The following is a 17,303-nucleotide window of genomic DNA, read 5'->3' on the forward strand; positions in this document are numbered from 1 at the left end:
TATGGATATTCACAGCAGTTTTTTTCTCAGGACCGGCCTAGGATTGCTCGCCGGGTGATTAAGTATCGATTCGCCAGGTCCCTGAGTGGCATCCTCGCTGATATCAACACGATCGACGGCAGTTCGCGTATTGTCGCGAACAAATATCACTGCATCGGTTGCGATCAGGAAATGGTTGCGCGCATTGGTGAGCGAAACGCCAAGCATTTCGCCCATAGGTCGGTAGAGAACTGCTCCCCGATAACCTATTTGCACAAGCTCGCACAGCAGACCTTCATGCTCACTTATGAGCGCTGCCTGGCGGAAAAAACGCCGTTCATGTTCACCATAACCAGGCCGTGGAGCTGCACTCGTCATGAAGCACTGACCGGCGAGCCTTGCGTCGGGGAGGAAACCGTCGACGTCGATCTGACTCAATATTTCAAGAAAATTGAGGTTGAGAAGGGATACAAGGGCTTCGTGCCTGATATTCTACTGACCTCGAATTCAGGCAGGGTCTTATTCGTTGAGATCGCGGTGACGCATACTTGTGAGCCGAACAAGATCGCTCTTGGCGAGAAAATTATCGAGCTAACCATTAAGCATGAGGATCACATTGAACCTATTGCGGCCGCTCATCTCCGTGAGAATCGAGTACGCTGTCATAATTTCGAGAAGGCAACACGGCACGGGGATATATGCCAGGCGCCCTGCGATCGGCGTCTCAATGTCTTCGTCGTTTACCGATCTGGCAAGAGTATTCTGCTCGAGGCTTCAATTCAGGAGTACCAGCGCATCATTGCGCGAGAGTCTGTGCTCCATCAAGAAGTGACTGGTTGGGTTCGATCACAATCCAGCCAGATCTCGACCTATAAAGAAAAAGTCCACGACGCCTATTTCAAGGGCATCAGACTGAAAAACTGCTACCTGTGCCGATATCATGGCGCCGGCGGCATCGACAGTGCAGTGTTCTGCAAACTCAAGAAGCAGGATGTCGCTTCGAACGATGCCACAACCTGTTCAAGTTATCGTCCAGTCTCTAACAAGGCTGAATGGGACCGTATTGATACCACCAACCAGGCCTTCGCCGAACGCAAGTATGACCGAGCCCTAGTTAATCGTTTCCTGCCCTCGCTAGGGCGGAACTAGACTGCTCATCAGGTCGATTCAGTTACTTCAACCAGCAGAATAATAGAAAGTCGTACGGGATATTCCCAGTGGATAGCCATACCAGCCTCTCCAGTTCCTGGCCCCATAGACATTGACAAATTTTAATGATAAACAGCAGTGTCATGAGTTGCCAAAGTTGTTTACGGCATAAGCGGTATAACTAAGAGGGCAATGAAAATGCACAACAATAATCTTCGTAAAGTCTGGCGGTCCGCGGTTGTTGCTGGCATAGGGCTGGTAGCGGAAGTGGTTTCAGCAGAAAGCGTTTGCGACGCGATTCTGTCACAAGGCATACGCGATTTCGAATCCCACGAATACTCCTCTCTCCAACATAGCGTTGCCCAAAGAACTTACTGTGAATCAGAGGCTAAAAACGACGCCTCACAAGCAAGCTTTCTTTATGGAGACTACCAAGGCGCTGCCTCGACGAGAGAATCCACAGTCAATCAACTCTGTGATGAAACTTTCCAAGCAAGCTTTCATAACCAACAAGTTAGAAGCCTCGTAAAAGCAATAAATAGCGGTATTGTAAAGGCCTGGGGCCAGTGCATTGATCGCAACAAGGTTGGCCTCAGCCATTATTTTGAAGTAGTGGATGACACGAGATTTCTCTATGTAATGGACTACTACAGCTCGGGTGACGGTGACCCGACGACTGACATCATCTCTTGGAATATCGACTCTGGCAAATGCAACGACGAAGTACCAACGACGATAGGTGCGTCAAGCTTTCGCACGCTTTGCACACGAGATGACAGATACAAGAAGGTCGTGATAACAGCTACTGCTTCTGTCGGCGGACGCGATTTGGATCCCATCATATTACCTGCAGTTATTGATCCACCACCCCCGTCAACCGCCCGCAGTTGCAATCAACTTGATAAAACTCGCGGCAACGGCATTTACACTATTGATCCTGATGGCAAGGACTATGGGGTGGCACCGTTCCAGGTGTACTGTGATATGAGCCGCGAAGGTGGCGGCTGGACCCTTTTCGCTCATCACCGGGATAATATAAACCCGGTGAGAAAGCTGCTTATTCTTCCAGATGCCAATGAATTTGGCATCATGCCAGATGCACAATGGCAAGCACTGGTGCAAAATTTGAAAGACGGGATGATGTTCGTTGACGAGCACAATAACGTCTCTATGATCGGCAAAGCCAAACTCCAGAAAGCCAGCTGTAAAAATCTTTCTCAAGTGGCGTCGCTAGAGATGAACCATGACAAGACCGCGGGCTCTCAGCATTTGATGCATGCAGAAACATAAAGATGTGACGGCGGACAGGACTATTCGCTCATTCAACTGGCAGGAAACAAATATAGGAGCCATCACATAGCGGGAGCTGCTCTGTATCAGATGTCAGGGGTAAAGTTCGACAAATGGCCCTATAGCAACCAATCAGTTTCTTACGGAGAGCAAAACAAGCTCCTCTATTTTCTCAGATAGCCAGCGTTGGCGCTCCGCGCGGCAAAACCAGCAACGCGGAGCCCTACTTCCAGGAAGTTAAACCTTCACTTTTTCAAAAATATAGCCAGCGACAAAGATCGATAACGCTTTAAAGTGCTCCCATACCTCAGCAGTCGCTACAGTCTTTTCCTCACTATAAATCACGTATAGAAAAGACGCAGCCATCAAGCCCAGCATGACAATGAGTGATAAGATAAAATCTTTTGAAGGAGTCTCGCTTTTTCTAAGCATACGCACCTCACCCGTTGCTTATGCAACTGGCTGATGCGATGTCAGGGTCTGGCGACACACACAGAGATAACGATCGCGGATAAAGTGCTTAATGCCGAGGGTAATACCCATCGAGCTCAGGGGCCCGTATCAATATTAGATCACTCTATATCAGTTAGAGCAAACGCGTTAAGTACCGTACTGAAACGAAGACGCCTTGATTACCGCACAACGATAGCGGCGCATGGCTGGATACAGGCGTGTCGGCTTCACGGCGACTGAACAGAGAGGAGTTCCGAGGGTAGGTACTGAAAAAGAAGAGATGGCAAAAACGACCCGGACGCTTGGCGTCTTACCTTTAAAAGGTGCAAGAAGCGCCAAGCTGTGCAGCTATCTATGGCTGCAGGACTAATCTTGCCGGGAGAGAACGCTGGCTGTTAGGCAGCTAGCGCTTTATTCAGGGTGGGTCTGCTGACACCGAAATGGCTGGCGACCTGGGCCTTTGTCATTTCGTCATCCATGAGCATGGCTCGAGCCATCCGGATCTGGGCAGTAGTCAGCTTGCGCGGCCGCCCACCTTTGCGCCCTCGAGCCCTGGCCGCTTCAAGACCAGCTTTTGTTCGCTCCTGGATCAGGCTGCGTTCAAACTCAGCCAGGGCACCAAATAGATGGAAAACCAACTTGCCGCCTGCTGTCGTGGTATCGACAGATTCGGTCAGGGACTTGAATCCTACCTGACGCTGTTCGAGCTCTGTGATGATTCCAACGAGATCCTTGAGGCTTCGTCCAAGCCGATCCAGCCGCCACACAATGAGCGTGTCACCTGCTCGCAAGATATCCAGCACACGAGTCAGTTCGACACGTTGACGAGACTTGCCTGAATAGGTTTCCTGATAGATCCGCTCGCAGCCGGCCGCCTCAAGCGCATCCATTTGCAGGGCAGTATCCTGATTTCCGGTGGAGACTCTGGCGTAGCCAAATTTCATAAAGAAAACGCACCTTTTGTTTACGTAGATAAATTTACGGGTTTATTTACACCGATTCAATCCTTTACCAGGTAAAATCGGTCCCGATGGTTACCGTAAAGAAAACGGTGGTTTTATTTCGGTAGAGATATTGAATAGTAGGGATAGCGAATGTCGAGGAATTAGACTGGGGGGAATACAACCTTGGCGACGAAGCATTGCTGGAGCAGTGCAGCAATTCGCTGGCTCGCTCAGCGTCTAGTCTCTGACGCTTCGTGAGCAAAGCTTCGGTAGTACGTCAATCAGCTATCACGCACTTCCAACTGAACGTGTCAGCTGCATAAAGGAAACGAAAGAGCTGGCGGCACAAACCGAACGTTATCCTAGGCAGGGTTTTTAAGTTTGGTAGAGAGGTATTTTGAGAGATAAGCATCTAGCAAGTTGCTATGGTGTGTGACAACTTTAATAATGCGGTTTTTAATCCAATTTAAATATGCCATAGATGCAAGCCAAGCAAAAAATACATACGTCACGTAAATATTATCCCAGTCAAATCCTTTAGTTTTAGTTAGCGTTATAACAAGATAAGAGCTAAATATATATAGTATTGGCAGCACTAGTATATACTTCTTTAGCCCCTTAATTGGAAGAGATACATGAAACAGCCACACTACAATAGCGCCAAAGGCACCAAATATCGGGAAAAATCCGGCCGCCACAGCGATACCCACCAATACTTTGAACGGTAAACTATCATATTCGGCTAGGCTCGGCCGGTTGTAAACTCCGCGATAGTATCTGACATCATCGGTTGATAAATTTATAACTCTTTCAATTCTTTTCTCGGATTTATTAGTCGCAATCAGGATACGATGACCTGGGCGCACGTCAATCTCATAATTATCGAAGTTCAGTTTTTGTTCCTTTCCAGTGTCCGAGTCCTTCACCCATACGGCCTGAAGCGTATGATGCTCTGTCGTGGAGGAGACTTCTGAACGGTAGCGATCACCCGAGCCTTGAATGCTCGTCGTAGCATATCTTTGTGTATCGTCGGACAACACGTCGTATATTTTGACGGAGTACAACTCTTCAATGTTCATGCCTAGCCCTTATTTACCGATTACTAAACAGATTATGCTGTGGACTTTATTATTATGTATCTACCACTAGAAGTTTAGATGGAAGCATATTGACTAGAGCCAATCTCACATCCCGTCGGCATGGTGAACATGTCCCTTCTATTTTGCAAGCTGACGATGCGCAACGGGCTCCTACTACTAAAGACTGCTAATTACATTACCGGGACCATGGACTAGCCATTGGCCTTCATGCTTTTGAAGAGCAAGGCTACCTTTGAAAGATTTTGGCGCGCCATTTTGCGTAATTAAATCTATTTGATAATGCACCCTGCCCATATCGGGCTGGCTTTCAACAAAATTATCGACAGTAATGTCATAAGATTTTGGCACGCGATGAGGGGCAACGGTGAACAGCCATTTAAGTTTATCATTTGTACCCCTTTTCATGCCTGGCGTGCTATAGCGATCCACAAAGGCACCGTCATTCTGGAAAATCGCCTCAATAAAGGCTGCAGAGATGTCTTCAGGCGTCTCCGGATTGGACGAGCCACATCCTGCGTTCAGCAACGATATCACCAGAATAAAAAAGGCTCCTAGCAGCTTAGTGCTCGCAGGAGTAGGTTTGATGGACGGTACCATAGGTGTTTTCCAAATTAAGAAGTGAGAAATAGCGAGCCAGTGCGACTGTAGAAGACCTGTCTAAACGAGCGAAAGCCACGCATTTTAAACGCGCTTGGGCTGAACGTTAAATCTTACTCTACCGGTGGGTAGGCCATTGGAACGGATCGTCCTTCCAGGGTTTCATCTTTCAATTTTTCGATTATGAGCCCCCACTTCCGAGCTGCATTATCAGTCATTTGCACAAAGACTTCCGGAAGCACAACATCATCCAGCTCTATATACAAACCTGATCCTTTACGCGCACGAATATTCTGCATCACAGTGTTACTGTTCTGGCTGACTCTGCCCTTTTCATCGACAAGCTCTACCAGATCCTTCATATGAGTAAAGTATCCGCGTATCTTGCTTGCTGAAAACACTTTTACTACGGATTTCTTACTGCCTTCCTCATACAGAGAGGCCAGCATATTGTCAGATACACTGATAGCGATACCGCCATAGTGTGATAGATAGTAATAATCGACATTATTTATCTTACTAAATAGCTTAGACTTATTTGATTTTAGTCTTTTCTCAGCTTGTTTCATTAAAAAATCTATCATGAAAAAGTATGGAACAACTGAGCCAAAAATAAATACTGACCAACCCATCCAGGGCGGGAGTTGGAAGTGACGACTTACAGCAACACCTGCCACAGCCATACCTAGGATCCACAACCCATATGGTTTCAAATAAAACTGATAAAAACCTATCTTCTGTTGCTTCGTTAAATATTCCATTCAATTAAATCTCACTTAACCAAACGTCTCAAAAAAGATTTGAAATGCACCCCAAAGCGAGTGCGAGTAACGGAGCTAACTGGATAGTATTACTAAAACGTGCAGCCACCAGGCTGCACGTTCTGAAGGCGCTTAAGCTGAACGCTTGGCGCGACGGGCGATGCCAATGCCGCACAGGCCTGTCAGCAACAGCAGGGCTGAGGCGGGCACTGGAACGGCAGCACTACCGCCGTCAACAGGATCGGTGGGGTCAACAGTTTCGGCCACAGCATCACCAGTCAGGTTAATGCGGGCAAATGAGCCAGTGTTCACACTGAGGCCAGCGAAATTTACATACAGGTTGTTGCCGTCAATTCTCGGCGCAAAGTCCTGCAGGGCGATGTTGCTGTTAGCCCGATCAACCGATGCACTGACAAGCCCTGAATCGTTCAGGCCGAAGAACTCAAAGACGTAGCCGGCTCTGAACAGCGAGGCGAATCGGCGAGCACCTGCATCGACAAAAGTGAAGTCGATGAACGAGTCGCCAATATTCACTTCTGGCAGGAAAATACCCGAATACGGTGCGTCTGTAATGTCGGCAACGGTAGCGTATTCTACGGCATCACTCACAGTCGTTCGGCTGTCGAACGAGGTGACTCGCAAGGGATCGCCAGCGCGAGGCTGATCAAACGCCTGCAGCGTGACGTCTGCGCCGATCAACCCTGCTGAGGCATTGAACGAAGCGACGGCAACCAGTGCTGACACGGCGAGCGTTTTAGTGAAAGAGAATGAAGTCATGGTGAGCCCTTACTGCATGAATGGAAGGCGAGAGTCGAAGGCCGCGAGTGTAACATCCTGTATCAATTCTGAGCATCAACTAGTTCTCTTTTTATTAAAAAAGGTACACGTCAGCCTGGTAGCGCTTTCCGAGCACGCTGTGCCATGGGCTTGGGGAGGCGACCACTCAGCCAACCAAGGCGTTAATGCTGGTCCTTTGTTGTCATCACCCTGCAGTTTGACAACAGCTGGTCAACCGCACTTTTCAGCGCCCAGCCTGCTGCGAAGTCCATCTTCCTGGTCAAGTTTCGTGGTGGCGGCGTTTCTTTTTCCATTGTGTAATGACAACGAATCTGGCGATCTGCGCTGGAATAAAGACGAGGTAAATCAGGTGTGAGTATCGAGCTGGTGATAGTGAGGCGGGACTTCTCGATTTTGGAGAGGTGCTTGTTTCAGTGGGTATTGGCGCACAATCTGAGACTCTTACGTCAATGACCGTTGTTGCTTCTCAGATTACGGCGGTTGGCCACGTGAAAGACAAGTCGGCTGATTACGCACGATTTGTGCTGGCTAAGGGTTTTTCTTTCCGCACAGGATACGGGAGCGATCACGTCGTCTCAGTTTCGGCAGTAGGCCACTCCTCCGAATGGTTTGGCGTATTTGAAGACGAGCAGTTCCTTGAGTCGAAGAGGAACTGTAATGAATAGTGACTAATACGAAGTAAATGGAATGGTGGGGTAACGATCTCTCTCGTCGGTCACACCACTTGGCAGGTGTCGCAGCTACTATGCATCCGATGCGTGTAACCGTGCGGTTGACATCAATGTCTTTCGCACGAACGCATTGTGCACAATTTGATCAGACTAATATGTGAGCAATTGCGGAAGAAGATGTAAGCTTTTGCTCACAAAACGGCATCTGTCGTGAAACTTGAGCTCTCGCGATCGCGTCCTATGGCAAGATAGTGCGGCATAAAATCAGGGGAAAAATCACCATTCCTCTGCTTAACCTTGATAGCTTACTGGCTAAACTCGACGATACGACTGGTAAATATGGTTTCTAATGTCGCGGGATTACCCTTAAATTCGGTCTTCCTACCAATCTCTTCAATAGCTAGCTCTACACTGTATTCCTGCATACGATAAATAATCTCCGATCCCTCAATTGAGACTTCGTTAATCCCATTTTTCGCGAAGAGAATGTGTAAGACTGCTGCAACCAGTACGGTTGGTCGCACGTCTTCATCCATCTCTGCATATGCCTCTGACTGTGTTAACAGAACTTCCAGCCATTCATCACTCAAATTGCTGGGAAGCGAGCTTTCTGGACCGATATCTAATACCTCTGCCTTAAACCTATGAATTAATTCATTTTTTTTCATTGTAATCACCTTCTATTTGCAACCCATTGATTGCAATAAGTGGAAAAGGGCCCGGCCATCGCCCTCGTTAGGCTCAGACGCTTTCCGGTTGTGGAGCAACTCTCAATGTTGCAGCAGCCAACTTCCTCTTCGGTGAGAATGAGATGAAGAACCGGAAAGGGGATTACAGATGAGGATTCCATTCTTCGCCCCCTAAAAATGAGGATTATAGTCCGTGGCTTTAAAAGCCGCAAAATTAAATATTACTGCTCTTTATAGGAGTAGTAATGAAAGACTTGGCAAAATCCTTGGGGGCGAATATCAGAGCAAGAAGAAAAGAAGCGGGCGTCTCTCAGGACGCCTTGGCGCTTGAATGCGGTCTTGATAGAAGCTACCTGGGGCGAATCGAAAGGGGCGAAGTAAACATCACGATTGAGAAACTGTATGAAATAGCAGCTGGTCTTAACTGCTCTGCTGCGTCACTCCTCCCCTGATGGTCCGGCTATCCGAGCTTGAGTGATCCTGCCCCCTACTGGTGGACATCCTGTTAAGCGAGCAAATTACGCGAAATATTCGCTGCGGAGTGTCTACAGAACTAGTGGCGATACAAAGATCCATCAGCCTGGAAACCGCTTACTCACTCACTTTATCACTTTTTACACTTCATGTTAGTGTCTAGAACAACACCTGGACACCGTGATTGATGGTATCTCTCACAGGTGTTGTACATTGACGCAGTGAGCCGATGGCTACGGGTATCACATTCAACCAGCGCAGCGGCTCTGAGATCATTGGTTTACAATGGGCGCATTGATACCGCTTGGAGGAACTGCGCAGATGGCAAATGTCCACATAAGGAACCTGCCCGACGAGGTGTATCGAGCCATTCAACTTCAGGCTAGCCAGCACGGCCGAAGCACAGAGGCCGAAATTCACGCCATACTCGAAATGGCGGTCATGCGTGAAAATCGCCAAAAACTTGGCACCCTTCTGGCCTCAATCGCCCGTGAGGCCGGCCCCCTGACTGACGAAGAACACGCCCTGTTCGAGCAAGGACCAATGGAGCCCATCAGGGTCTCAATGCAGGGTGCTGACCGCATCATGGCAGCGCTCTACAATCCTATTCCAGCAAACGCCAAACTCCGCTCAGCGGCGAGCGGACACAGGAAGACCGCCAGCGACTTTGAGGACAAGAAAAACAACAAGGACGGTACCTGATCGTCAGGTGCAGCGAGCGGGTTGACTATAGGCTGAAGCCTATATACGCTAAAGGATTCTTTGGCAGGCAGACAGGATGACCCGAACACTTGATCAAATGCTGGCGGCAGAAGACGGCAGCATTGTAGAGAGCGCTCGAGCGAAAGCTCATGCGATTGTAATGGGCATCCATCTTGCCGAGCTCCGATCGCTTGTGAATAAGACGCAGGCTGATCTTGCACAGGCGCTGGGCGTGAAGCAGCCGAGCATAGCCGGTATGGAAAAGGCTGGACAGAACCTGAAGCTGATAACGCTCAAGCGTTATGTGGAAGCGGCCGGCTGTAAGGCGAGGCTCGAGATCGAGCTGCCGGATGGTCGGCATCACGGCTTTCCTCTGTAAGCCGTATTTCTTTTAGCGGGGTGGCGACAGCATGGCAACACTCACAGTGCGCAATCTGGACGATGACGTTTATCGCGCCTTGCGCGTCATGGCCGCCAGGAATAACCGCCGCACGGAAGCCGAGGTTTGCGATATCCTTGCGAAGGCTGTAAAGCCGGAAGGCCGCCTGCGCATGGGCGACGCCTTGTTTGCACTTGGCCGAGAGGTCGGACTGACAAATGCCAGCGCCGAAGCAACTGACAGGTCCCGGCACAGATTCGACAGCGTATGGGACGCTATCGAAAACACCGCGGAAGAAGCTGAAAACATGAAGCTGCGTTCGACGCTGTTGACGGCGCTCAAAAACCACCTCCAGCGCTCCGGAATCACGCAGACAGAGGCGGCGAAGCTCTTTGGCGTTACTCAGCCGCGTGTTTCTGATTTGATGCGCGGAAAAATCAGCCTGTTCAGTATTGACGCGCTTGTGACCATGGTCTCTGCTGCCGGCCTTCATATCGAAATGCTGGTGCTGGGCGGAGGCATAAGCCGACAAGGTGAGGGCGAGCGCGGATTAGGGCTTGTTCGCCCGGCGATTGATGATGTAGACGGCGACGAGCGCGCTGAATAGCAGCGTTGTGCCTGCGCCTACGGTGGCGAGAATGGCGACGCTTGTGGCTGTCATGCGTTATGCTCGCGAGCTTTCTTGTGTGCGGCCCTGTTATCTCGGCGGGTGAGGTAGAGACCAATAACGCCGCCACTGATCAGGCAGAGTATCATGCCTGTCAGACCGACCAGTGCGCCGATAAGGTTTGGTGTGAATGCGTCCGGCATAGGGCCTCCCTGGTTCGTACCGTGATGCCATCAGGCTTCTGTTCGTGGTCCTGAGCGATGCCGATAGGCTGCGGCCGAATCGGCCTGCGCGATCTAGACATGACCATAGCACAACGGCTTGCATGCCGGCGCAACCGGCCATAAGATGATTTCTCATGGCGCAATTCTGATCTGGTGGATTGCCCTCGCGCAACAAAGGATTCCCGTCCGATGCTGCGCATCCGAGGGTCCTACGGCGTCAACCCCAGGTCAATCCTACCGGCATGAGGGAAAGGCCAGCTTTATGCTGGCCTTTTTTGTTCGTATTTCCATGGCCTGCGAGGCACTACACCTTCTGATCTAATCGCCATCCCAGCGATCAAGCGGGTTCGCTTCGCCTGCGGCGCGCTGGCCGATAGCTTGCGTTGTCGCGGTCACGGCGCACGCGCTGAAATCCTTGAGCTTGCCCTTGCCAAGTAGTAAACGCTTAATAACTCTTCTAAAGCTTCCTGTTTGCCGCTCTTCATCGCGTTTCTCCATCTGTCCGCTCCCGATCCACCCTCGGCAACGGCTCATTAAGCTGACTTTCTGACAGTCCCCGCTTGTACGCGTTGTACTGCCAGACGGTAAACATTTGCTTATAGAGCCTGTTCTGTTCTTTCAGCTCCCGAACTTCGGCCTCAAGGTTCGCAATTCTGGATGCAGCAATACTAAGACTTGCAGGTCGCCGCTTTGCGACCCCTTCGTTTTTCAGTGCAGCCTTTCTGGCCTGGTATGCCTCGACAATGGCTTGATGCGCATTCAGCGTTTGTCGAGTTGGATGTTTTCCGATGTGCGGTTCCACGACTTCACATATTGCGGGCCAGGTTATCTTTTGCTGATCCCACCCTCGAATAAGACTCACAATTTTTTTGATATCCGAACGACTTAGGTGTTTAGCCAAGACCACCTCCCAACAAGTGAGCCATCTGGGTCAAGAACGCACCTGATGGCTGGCCGCCATCCTCAACCGATTTCGATTCCACGGACTTTTTCTCTGCCACTCGACGCAGTTGGCTGAAGTCATTGCCTCTCAATTTCACTTGAGAGCCATCTTCAACATCTGGATTATCAAGAATGCTGACCAACTCCCGAAGCCGAATAACGGTTTTCTCCTGATATTGATACCACCTGTCTGCACCCATATCGCCGTCTTCCATCGCCTGCTGTGCCGCTGCAAACAAACGCTCCGTTTTATCCAGCCTCTTCTTGACGCGTTCCAGCTTTTGGTCATCACCCTTAATACACACCTGCTCCGTGCAGTTAATGCAGTCACGATATTTTTCACACGGGCTCATGGTGTAGTCATGCACACAGAAGCCGTATTCCGTGACGTGGATAGGGCCCTGCTCCATAGCGTTAAATTCCTGCGTGGTCACAGGCAGGTTTTTGGCGACCTCACCAGTCGGTCCGAACAGTTCCTTGGAGGGGTCCAGTTGTTCGGCTCTCGCTAGAACCTCGAATTCTGTCATGTGGTTGTATGTGCGGTTCTGGTTAACGTCCGCTCGCCCTGACCATTTGGCAATTGCGAGGTTTGATAGGCCACCGCGCTGGGCAATGGTATTCAGCAGATGACGGGCTTGGTGAGAGGTCATCCGGAGGCATGCGCCGTCGGTGTCACGATAGCCATGTCGGTCAAAAATACTCTGATGTGCATCCTTACCGAGCGCTTCACGGGGACCCAAATCGTTGTTGAAGAAATTGTTTGTGGGCTTGATCAATTCGACTGGCAATGTCGCTTTGACCGCATGCAACTGAGTTTTGTTCAATGCGAATAGAGCATTACTGAACTTTATACCCGCTGGTTTATCAAGATAGGGAAACCCCTCCGGCAATCGCTCCAGCGTGTGCTGCCACAGGCTGTTAAGCGTATGCACCCCGTCCCTCGTAGATAACTTTCGACCAAATAGCGACGTGCGCGCATCCTTGCGAGTTTGGTAGTTCATACCGAGAGCCTGCGCCGATTGCTCAATGGTGAGCGGGGTATCATCGGCCACTTGAGGACAATCTGAGTGCCTGTAAAACCTCGTCGAGTTCGCTTCAACGTATGTCGCAAGTTTGCGGGCATTCTCCGACAGGGCTTTTGCTCTTGCGACCGCTTGTTTGGCGATGCCTACCATCTCGGTCGGAACCCATTTGATATCACCATCAAAGCCTTTTCCAGAAAAGAACCGCAAACCATATCGCTCAACCCCCTTCCGGTCCGTTTCGAAGTGCTCACAGTCAACTGGCAGGGCCAGAACTTCGGTAATTCTGGAAGGCGCGGACATCAATAACGCAAACACCGAGGTCGTAAAAATATCCCGATGATTCTCTGGATTGTTCGCAAAAATCTCTGCCAAGGCGTTCAACGCGGTCTGATTTGGAAGCTTTTTTTCCCGGTCCTTCTTAGCTTTCATACCAGTCCGAATTGTATCTTCATGCCGGCGAATCGGACTGCTCCAATTGGAAACAGAATGGGGAATGAGTTTGTTGCTTGAAACAAAGCTCGTAAGTCGCTCCAGCTCCCGTCCGAAATGATAGGCCGCACCCTTGGAGTAATACTCTGCACCAAGCTTCGCAGCTTCATCGAGCACAACAATCGAGATGCCGGAAATATGAGCGCTTCCATTAACTTGTAGTAGCGCCGATTCCAACGCCCTTAGGGCCTTGCCCTCATTCTTCGTCCCCGTTGGCTTGTGTCCCTGTTGGTATCGAAAATAGGCTTTTGCAAACTGGATAAAGTCCTCATCCATGACCTGATCTGGCTGGGGTCTACGGGTGCTGACGCCCAGTTTTGCGAACGTCTGAACCTTTGGCCAGGTAGCTGCCCCCCAATTGAGATCCGCGCCGAACACGGTTAGCTCTTTACGACACAGTTGGATAAACGCTGCGAGATTTTCCTTCGCCTCATTCTCGGAGCGAGGCTTAAAAAAAACGACATCAGGCATCGGTGGTAACCTCCTGTCGCTTCTTCAGTTCTTCTCGGCGCTTCTCACAACGAGTAATCACATCGGCTACTGCGATAATGCTACGGTCAAGGATGGCCGCTACTTGCAGGTCACCGGTGATTTCTTTGATGCGCTCACGTTCGGCAAGCAACTTCTGATACACCTCTGGATGAGGTCCGTCCAGCCAAGGTTGAAAGTGCATGCACGTATAGCAGGGAATGGGGACGTTTGCGCCGCAAAAGCCATGCTCGCCGCAGGTGCCGATCCCTTGCCCTTCCTCCGTTCTGATCCGGCTTGTTGCGTCACCACCACGCTTCGCGCTTTTCTCGGAGTCCACAAGTACACCGGCAAAAGCTTGCGCGTAAGGTGCCAACTGAAATCCAACAGCCTCATCCAGGCGCTCCGCATGCTCAGGAATATTTTTGATATAAACACCCGAATTCTGAGTATCCGTATGGTCAAGCAACTCCGCGATAACCAACTCGCCGAAGCCTTCCCGAGCAGCACGTGTGCCCGTGGTGTAACGAAAGCGCCGCGAAGAAATATTTAACTCTTCGCCGGTGCGCTCAGAATGCACTCCCAAGCGATTTGCAACAGCCTGAATGGTCTCAGTGAACTCAGCAGAGCGAGAATGCAGCTTATCTGTATGAGTAAACTCACGGAACCCTACTGGCGTCTCAACCTCGGACATCGCCTTTAGGTCCGGGAACAGCGGGATTTGTTGACGATCCGCCTCCTGCAATTCAAATCCAAGGCAATGCTCTGCCTCCAGGATTACGCTCTTTGCCTGTGCCTTCACGACGGCAAACAAATCTTGGGTAACAGCACAGAATTTGAAGCTGGCCCTGAAACCAGTCCGCTGCTTGGCACGCGGAATATTCATGCCGTAAAACGGTTCGCCTTTGAGATTTTTGCCAGACACCACATCACAGACGCGAAGGTGCGATACCTGAACTGGGCGACGGCCGGTGTTACTGATAACGAGACACATGGCAAGCTCAGTCAGCGTTATCTGGTCCAGCTCAAATGCTCTGACGACTGCTTCGTTAAAACCTTGAAGTTCAATATCAGTCAGCGGCCCCTGAACTGGGTCCATCCGCTTGACCACTTCCCCTTTCAAACTGCCTTTCAAACGCCACTGATCAAGCAGTTCAATGACTTCATCCGTAACGCCCGGGTAGCCCAAACGGTGCCATTGGCGTAACAGGGTTCGGCATCGCCCAAGTCTCCATTCCGTTTCAGTGGTCAACGAAGCGCGATAGTTAATCAGCGCGATCTCACAGATTGCATCAGCGCCTGTTGTTTTGAAAAAGTGGAGTAAACCATCAGCAAGCTCGGAAGTATGCCCTGCAGACAAATTAGCGGCGTAAAAGGACAGCGTCTTCAGGAAACCGTGCAGCAAGTCACCCGATATGTAATCGCGAATTTTGCGAAGATATACGCTAGTGTTCTTGTCGAGCACCCAAACCTTATCGTAAAGACGAAAGGAATATCCCTTCGCTCTTGCCAAAATTTCATCGCCCTCGTTTACTGTCTGGGAGGGCGCTGGCAATAGTGGTTTCACGTCATTCTCCATTCAGGTTCTCCGGTCTGCGGGTGCCATTGGTGGCTTGCATCTTTAGTGCGGCCTGTCGTGCTTTTTTCTCGATAAATCGCCGATTATAAGTCGAGGCCGTACCTGAACCTTGTTTCCAGCCCATCAAGTAGGATCGAACTTGCTCTTGAATCGCCAAGTCCCTCTCTGACGGCTCCTCATTGTCGGCATCCATCCGGTTTGAATATTGGTCGTTCCATGTGTGCCGCAGCATATGTCCGGTCATCTCATTCAGAGGAGGCGCAGCAGAAGTAAGCGCATGCATCATCTTTTGATAAGAAGGCACCGACAAGGGTTGCCCAACTGTCGGCCCTGCCTTGTGCGTCACAAAAAGGAAATTGTGCTTCCGAGCATTTGGCACACGACGGCGATCCATCTGGATGTAGTCATAAAGTTCGTCCAGGAGTGTCGCTTTGAGCGGGATGGTGCGATCAAGTGTCTTCGCGTTCGGCTCTCGAAGTCTCGGATCACTTTTTTCATCAGCGCGTCGTGCAATGGTCAAGTAGCCCGCATATCCCTCACTCGGAGTCGGATCTATATCCGATGTTTTGATGCTCAACAGCTCTCCAGAACGAAGTCCGAGATAAAACAACAACAAGATCATCACTCGATTTCTGCGCTGGACGTCTGGCGCGAACGGATTAAATTCCGACCCAATCTGGATGACTTCGAACAGAATATTCACCTGGTTGTCATCAAGAGCTCGGTCTGCCAGTCTCAGCACATTCCTGCCTCTACTCTTTGGACGACGCGCCTTGATCTGGCTTTCTACTCTGTCGATTTTCTTTTCGTCTTCGGCGGTCACCTCCCCAAGCAAGTGTTTGGAGAGCCACTCGATATACAGCGCAGCAGTCGTCAGGCGAGAGTGTTGTGCACTCGCTTGAACAACGGTCCTGTGGCTCAATTCATTTCCTTTGAACGAACGCACCCAGTCTTCAGATTCCGCCTTTACAACTCGGCGCTTGATTTTTTGCTGGCAGAAATCGCGTAGCGCATCCAATTCATGCTCTTTCAAAAAGTCACGGGAAAGTATGCGTCGTTCAAGATCGATGTTGTGGACATCCAAGAATTTCAGTAGCACAACTAGATTGGCTGCAGCTGACTGCACGGTCGCAGAGGCACTCGTGGCTCGGACCCTGGTCGTGAGGTACAAATTCGGGTGGTATAAGGGCAGGCAAGACTCACGATTGACGACATGACAATATCGCTCTCCCGAGTCCAGGATGAAAACATTCACGCCGTATTGCTTCTCCATTTTCATCCTCCAAAACTTTACCTTTCTGCAAGGTATAGCATGAACTCTGAAAACGAAAATGTTTTTTACAATATTCCACCCTTCAAAAACAAAAAAAAGCCCCATTAAAATGGGGGCTTAGATGGCAAAACTTTACATCTGATGTCTCAGGTATTTTTCAGAAGGGGATGTCATCATCAAAGTCATCACTGTGATCAGGGCCGCTGGCGGTTTGCGGCTGCGGCTTGCTCTGAGCACCCGACTTCTGGCCAGCAGCGGCATAGCCACCGGCAGCTGCGCCACTACGCTGACCGCCCTGGGAATCCTGCGGACCCGAGTATTCAGGACTGGAATCGCCCCAGCTACTACCTGAGCCGCCGGAGTCACCCATGCCCTTGCTGTCGAGCATCTGCATTTCGTTGGCCACGATATCGGTAGAATAACGATCCTGACCGCTCTGATCCTGCCACTTGCGCGTCTGGAGCTTGCCTTCGATGTAGACCTTGCTGCCCTTCTTCAGGTACTGGCTGGCTATTTCGGCCAGACGGCCGAACATCGAAACACGGTGCCATTCGGTCTTGGAGACCATCTCACCGCTTTGCTTGTCTTTGTAGCTTTCATCAGTAGCTAGTGCCAGATTGGTCACAGCCTGCCCCGATGGTAGATAACGAGTGTCGGGATCCTTCCCCAGGTTACCGATCAAAATTACCTTGTTTATACCTCTCGCCATT

20 protein-coding genes are annotated in these 17,303 nt (G+C 50.3%); 6 read left to right on the forward strand and 14 right to left on the reverse strand.

What is annotated here, in order from left to right:
- Positions 1 to 54 precede the first annotated feature (54 nt).
- Both ABD735_RS15795 and ABD735_RS15800 read left to right on the forward strand, forming a co-directional pair.
- On the forward strand, positions 55 to 1,128 hold the full coding sequence (locus tag ABD735_RS15795; protein WP_344808181.1) for a competence protein CoiA family protein: 1,074 nt from the start codon (positions 55 to 57) through the stop codon (positions 1,126 to 1,128).
- Between the two features lie 192 nt (positions 1,129 to 1,320).
- The gene (locus tag ABD735_RS15800) at positions 1,321 to 2,418 is read left to right on the forward strand and encodes a fibrinogen-like YCDxxxxGGGW domain-containing protein (protein WP_344808183.1); all 1,098 of its coding nucleotides are present in this window, start codon (positions 1,321 to 1,323) and stop codon (positions 2,416 to 2,418) included.
- Between the two features lie 237 nt (positions 2,419 to 2,655).
- Here the strand turns inward: ABD735_RS15800 and ABD735_RS15805 are convergent, their stop codons facing one another.
- The 7 genes from ABD735_RS15805 to ABD735_RS15835 all read right to left on the reverse strand — a co-directional run bounded on the left by ABD735_RS15805 (position 2,656) and on the right by ABD735_RS15835 (position 8,410).
- Entirely contained in the window at positions 2,656 to 2,850 is a 195-nt protein-coding gene (locus ABD735_RS15805; RefSeq protein WP_344808185.1) for a hypothetical protein, read from the reverse strand.
- Positions 2,851 to 3,266: 416 nt separating this feature from the next.
- The gene (locus ABD735_RS15810; protein WP_344808187.1) at positions 3,267 to 3,815 is read right to left on the reverse strand and encodes a recombinase family protein; all 549 of its coding nucleotides are present in this window, start codon (positions 3,813 to 3,815) and stop codon (positions 3,267 to 3,269) included.
- Between the two features lie 362 nt (positions 3,816 to 4,177).
- Positions 4,178 to 4,894 carry a hypothetical protein gene (locus tag ABD735_RS15815; protein ID WP_344808189.1) on the reverse strand — a complete coding sequence of 239 codons (717 nt, stop codon included), beginning with the start codon at positions 4,892 to 4,894 and terminating at the stop codon, positions 4,178 to 4,180.
- 177 nt (positions 4,895 to 5,071) lie between these two features.
- Positions 5,072 to 5,512 carry a hypothetical protein gene (locus ABD735_RS15820; protein ID WP_344808191.1) on the reverse strand — a complete coding sequence of 147 codons (441 nt, stop codon included), beginning with the start codon at positions 5,510 to 5,512 and terminating at the stop codon, positions 5,072 to 5,074.
- 113 nt (positions 5,513 to 5,625) lie between these two features.
- Positions 5,626 to 6,273, reverse strand: coding sequence for a hypothetical protein (locus tag ABD735_RS15825; RefSeq protein WP_344808193.1), 648 nt, complete (start codon positions 6,271 to 6,273; stop codon positions 5,626 to 5,628).
- Between the two features lie 132 nt (positions 6,274 to 6,405).
- The gene (locus tag ABD735_RS15830) at positions 6,406 to 7,050 is read right to left on the reverse strand and encodes a VPLPA-CTERM sorting domain-containing protein (protein ID WP_344808195.1); all 645 of its coding nucleotides are present in this window, start codon (positions 7,048 to 7,050) and stop codon (positions 6,406 to 6,408) included.
- A 997-nt stretch (positions 7,051 to 8,047) separates the two neighbouring features.
- On the reverse strand, positions 8,048 to 8,410 hold the full coding sequence (locus ABD735_RS15835) for a hypothetical protein (protein WP_344808197.1): 363 nt from the start codon (positions 8,408 to 8,410) through the stop codon (positions 8,048 to 8,050).
- Positions 8,411 to 8,676: 266 nt separating this feature from the next.
- On the opposite strand from ABD735_RS15835, the gene ABD735_RS15840 reads away from it, so the two are divergent.
- The 4 genes from ABD735_RS15840 to ABD735_RS15855 all read left to right on the forward strand — a co-directional run bounded on the left by ABD735_RS15840 (position 8,677) and on the right by ABD735_RS15855 (position 10,593).
- On the forward strand, positions 8,677 to 8,883 hold the full coding sequence (locus ABD735_RS15840; RefSeq protein WP_344808199.1) for a helix-turn-helix domain-containing protein: 207 nt from the start codon (positions 8,677 to 8,679) through the stop codon (positions 8,881 to 8,883).
- Positions 8,884 to 9,226: 343 nt separating this feature from the next.
- A complete protein-coding gene (locus tag ABD735_RS15845) occupies positions 9,227 to 9,607 on the forward strand; it encodes a FitA-like ribbon-helix-helix domain-containing protein (RefSeq protein ID WP_344808201.1) in 381 nt (126 codons plus the stop codon).
- A gap of 76 nt (positions 9,608 to 9,683) precedes the next feature.
- Positions 9,684 to 9,986, forward strand: coding sequence for a helix-turn-helix domain-containing protein (locus ABD735_RS15850; protein ID WP_344808203.1), 303 nt, complete (start codon positions 9,684 to 9,686; stop codon positions 9,984 to 9,986).
- Between the two features lie 46 nt (positions 9,987 to 10,032).
- A complete protein-coding gene (locus tag ABD735_RS15855; protein ID WP_344808205.1) occupies positions 10,033 to 10,593 on the forward strand; it encodes an XRE family transcriptional regulator in 561 nt (186 codons plus the stop codon).
- A gap of 50 nt (positions 10,594 to 10,643) precedes the next feature.
- Here the strand turns inward: ABD735_RS15855 and ABD735_RS15860 are convergent, their stop codons facing one another.
- The 7 genes from ABD735_RS15860 to ssb all read right to left on the reverse strand — a co-directional run bounded on the left by ABD735_RS15860 (position 10,644) and on the right by ssb (position 17,302).
- Positions 10,644 to 10,796, reverse strand: coding sequence for a hypothetical protein (locus tag ABD735_RS15860; RefSeq protein WP_344808207.1), 153 nt, complete (start codon positions 10,794 to 10,796; stop codon positions 10,644 to 10,646).
- A 339-nt stretch (positions 10,797 to 11,135) separates the two neighbouring features.
- Positions 11,136 to 11,315, reverse strand: a complete 180-nt coding sequence (locus ABD735_RS15865; RefSeq protein ID WP_344808209.1) for a hypothetical protein — start codon at positions 11,313 to 11,315, stop codon at positions 11,136 to 11,138.
- Positions 11,299 to 11,718 (reverse strand): hypothetical protein, encoded by a 420-nt coding sequence (locus ABD735_RS15870; protein WP_344808211.1) that lies wholly within the window; start codon positions 11,716 to 11,718, stop codon positions 11,299 to 11,301. The genes ABD735_RS15865 and ABD735_RS15870 overlap by 17 nt, the downstream gene beginning before the upstream one ends.
- Entirely contained in the window at positions 11,711 to 13,744 is a 2,034-nt protein-coding gene (locus tag ABD735_RS15875) for a hypothetical protein (RefSeq protein ID WP_344808213.1), read from the reverse strand. Before ABD735_RS15875 ends, ABD735_RS15870 begins: the two co-directional genes overlap by 8 nt.
- Positions 13,737 to 15,320: a site-specific integrase gene (locus ABD735_RS15880; RefSeq protein WP_344808215.1), complete on the reverse strand. Its 1,584-nt coding sequence runs from the start codon at positions 15,318 to 15,320 to the stop codon at positions 13,737 to 13,739. The genes ABD735_RS15875 and ABD735_RS15880 overlap by 8 nt, the downstream gene beginning before the upstream one ends.
- Positions 15,310 to 16,593 carry a tyrosine-type recombinase/integrase gene (locus ABD735_RS15885; RefSeq protein WP_344808218.1) on the reverse strand — a complete coding sequence of 428 codons (1,284 nt, stop codon included), beginning with the start codon at positions 16,591 to 16,593 and terminating at the stop codon, positions 15,310 to 15,312. Before ABD735_RS15885 ends, ABD735_RS15880 begins: the two co-directional genes overlap by 11 nt.
- Before the next feature lie 157 nt (positions 16,594 to 16,750).
- Positions 16,751 to 17,302: a single-stranded DNA-binding protein gene (gene ssb / locus ABD735_RS15890; RefSeq protein WP_344808220.1), complete on the reverse strand. Its 552-nt coding sequence runs from the start codon at positions 17,300 to 17,302 to the stop codon at positions 16,751 to 16,753.
- Position 17,303 lies beyond the last annotated feature (1 nt).

It is taken from the genome of Allohahella marinimesophila (genome assembly GCF_039538005.1).
GTDB classification, from domain to species: Bacteria; Pseudomonadota; Gammaproteobacteria; order Pseudomonadales; family Oleiphilaceae; genus Allohahella; species Allohahella marinimesophila.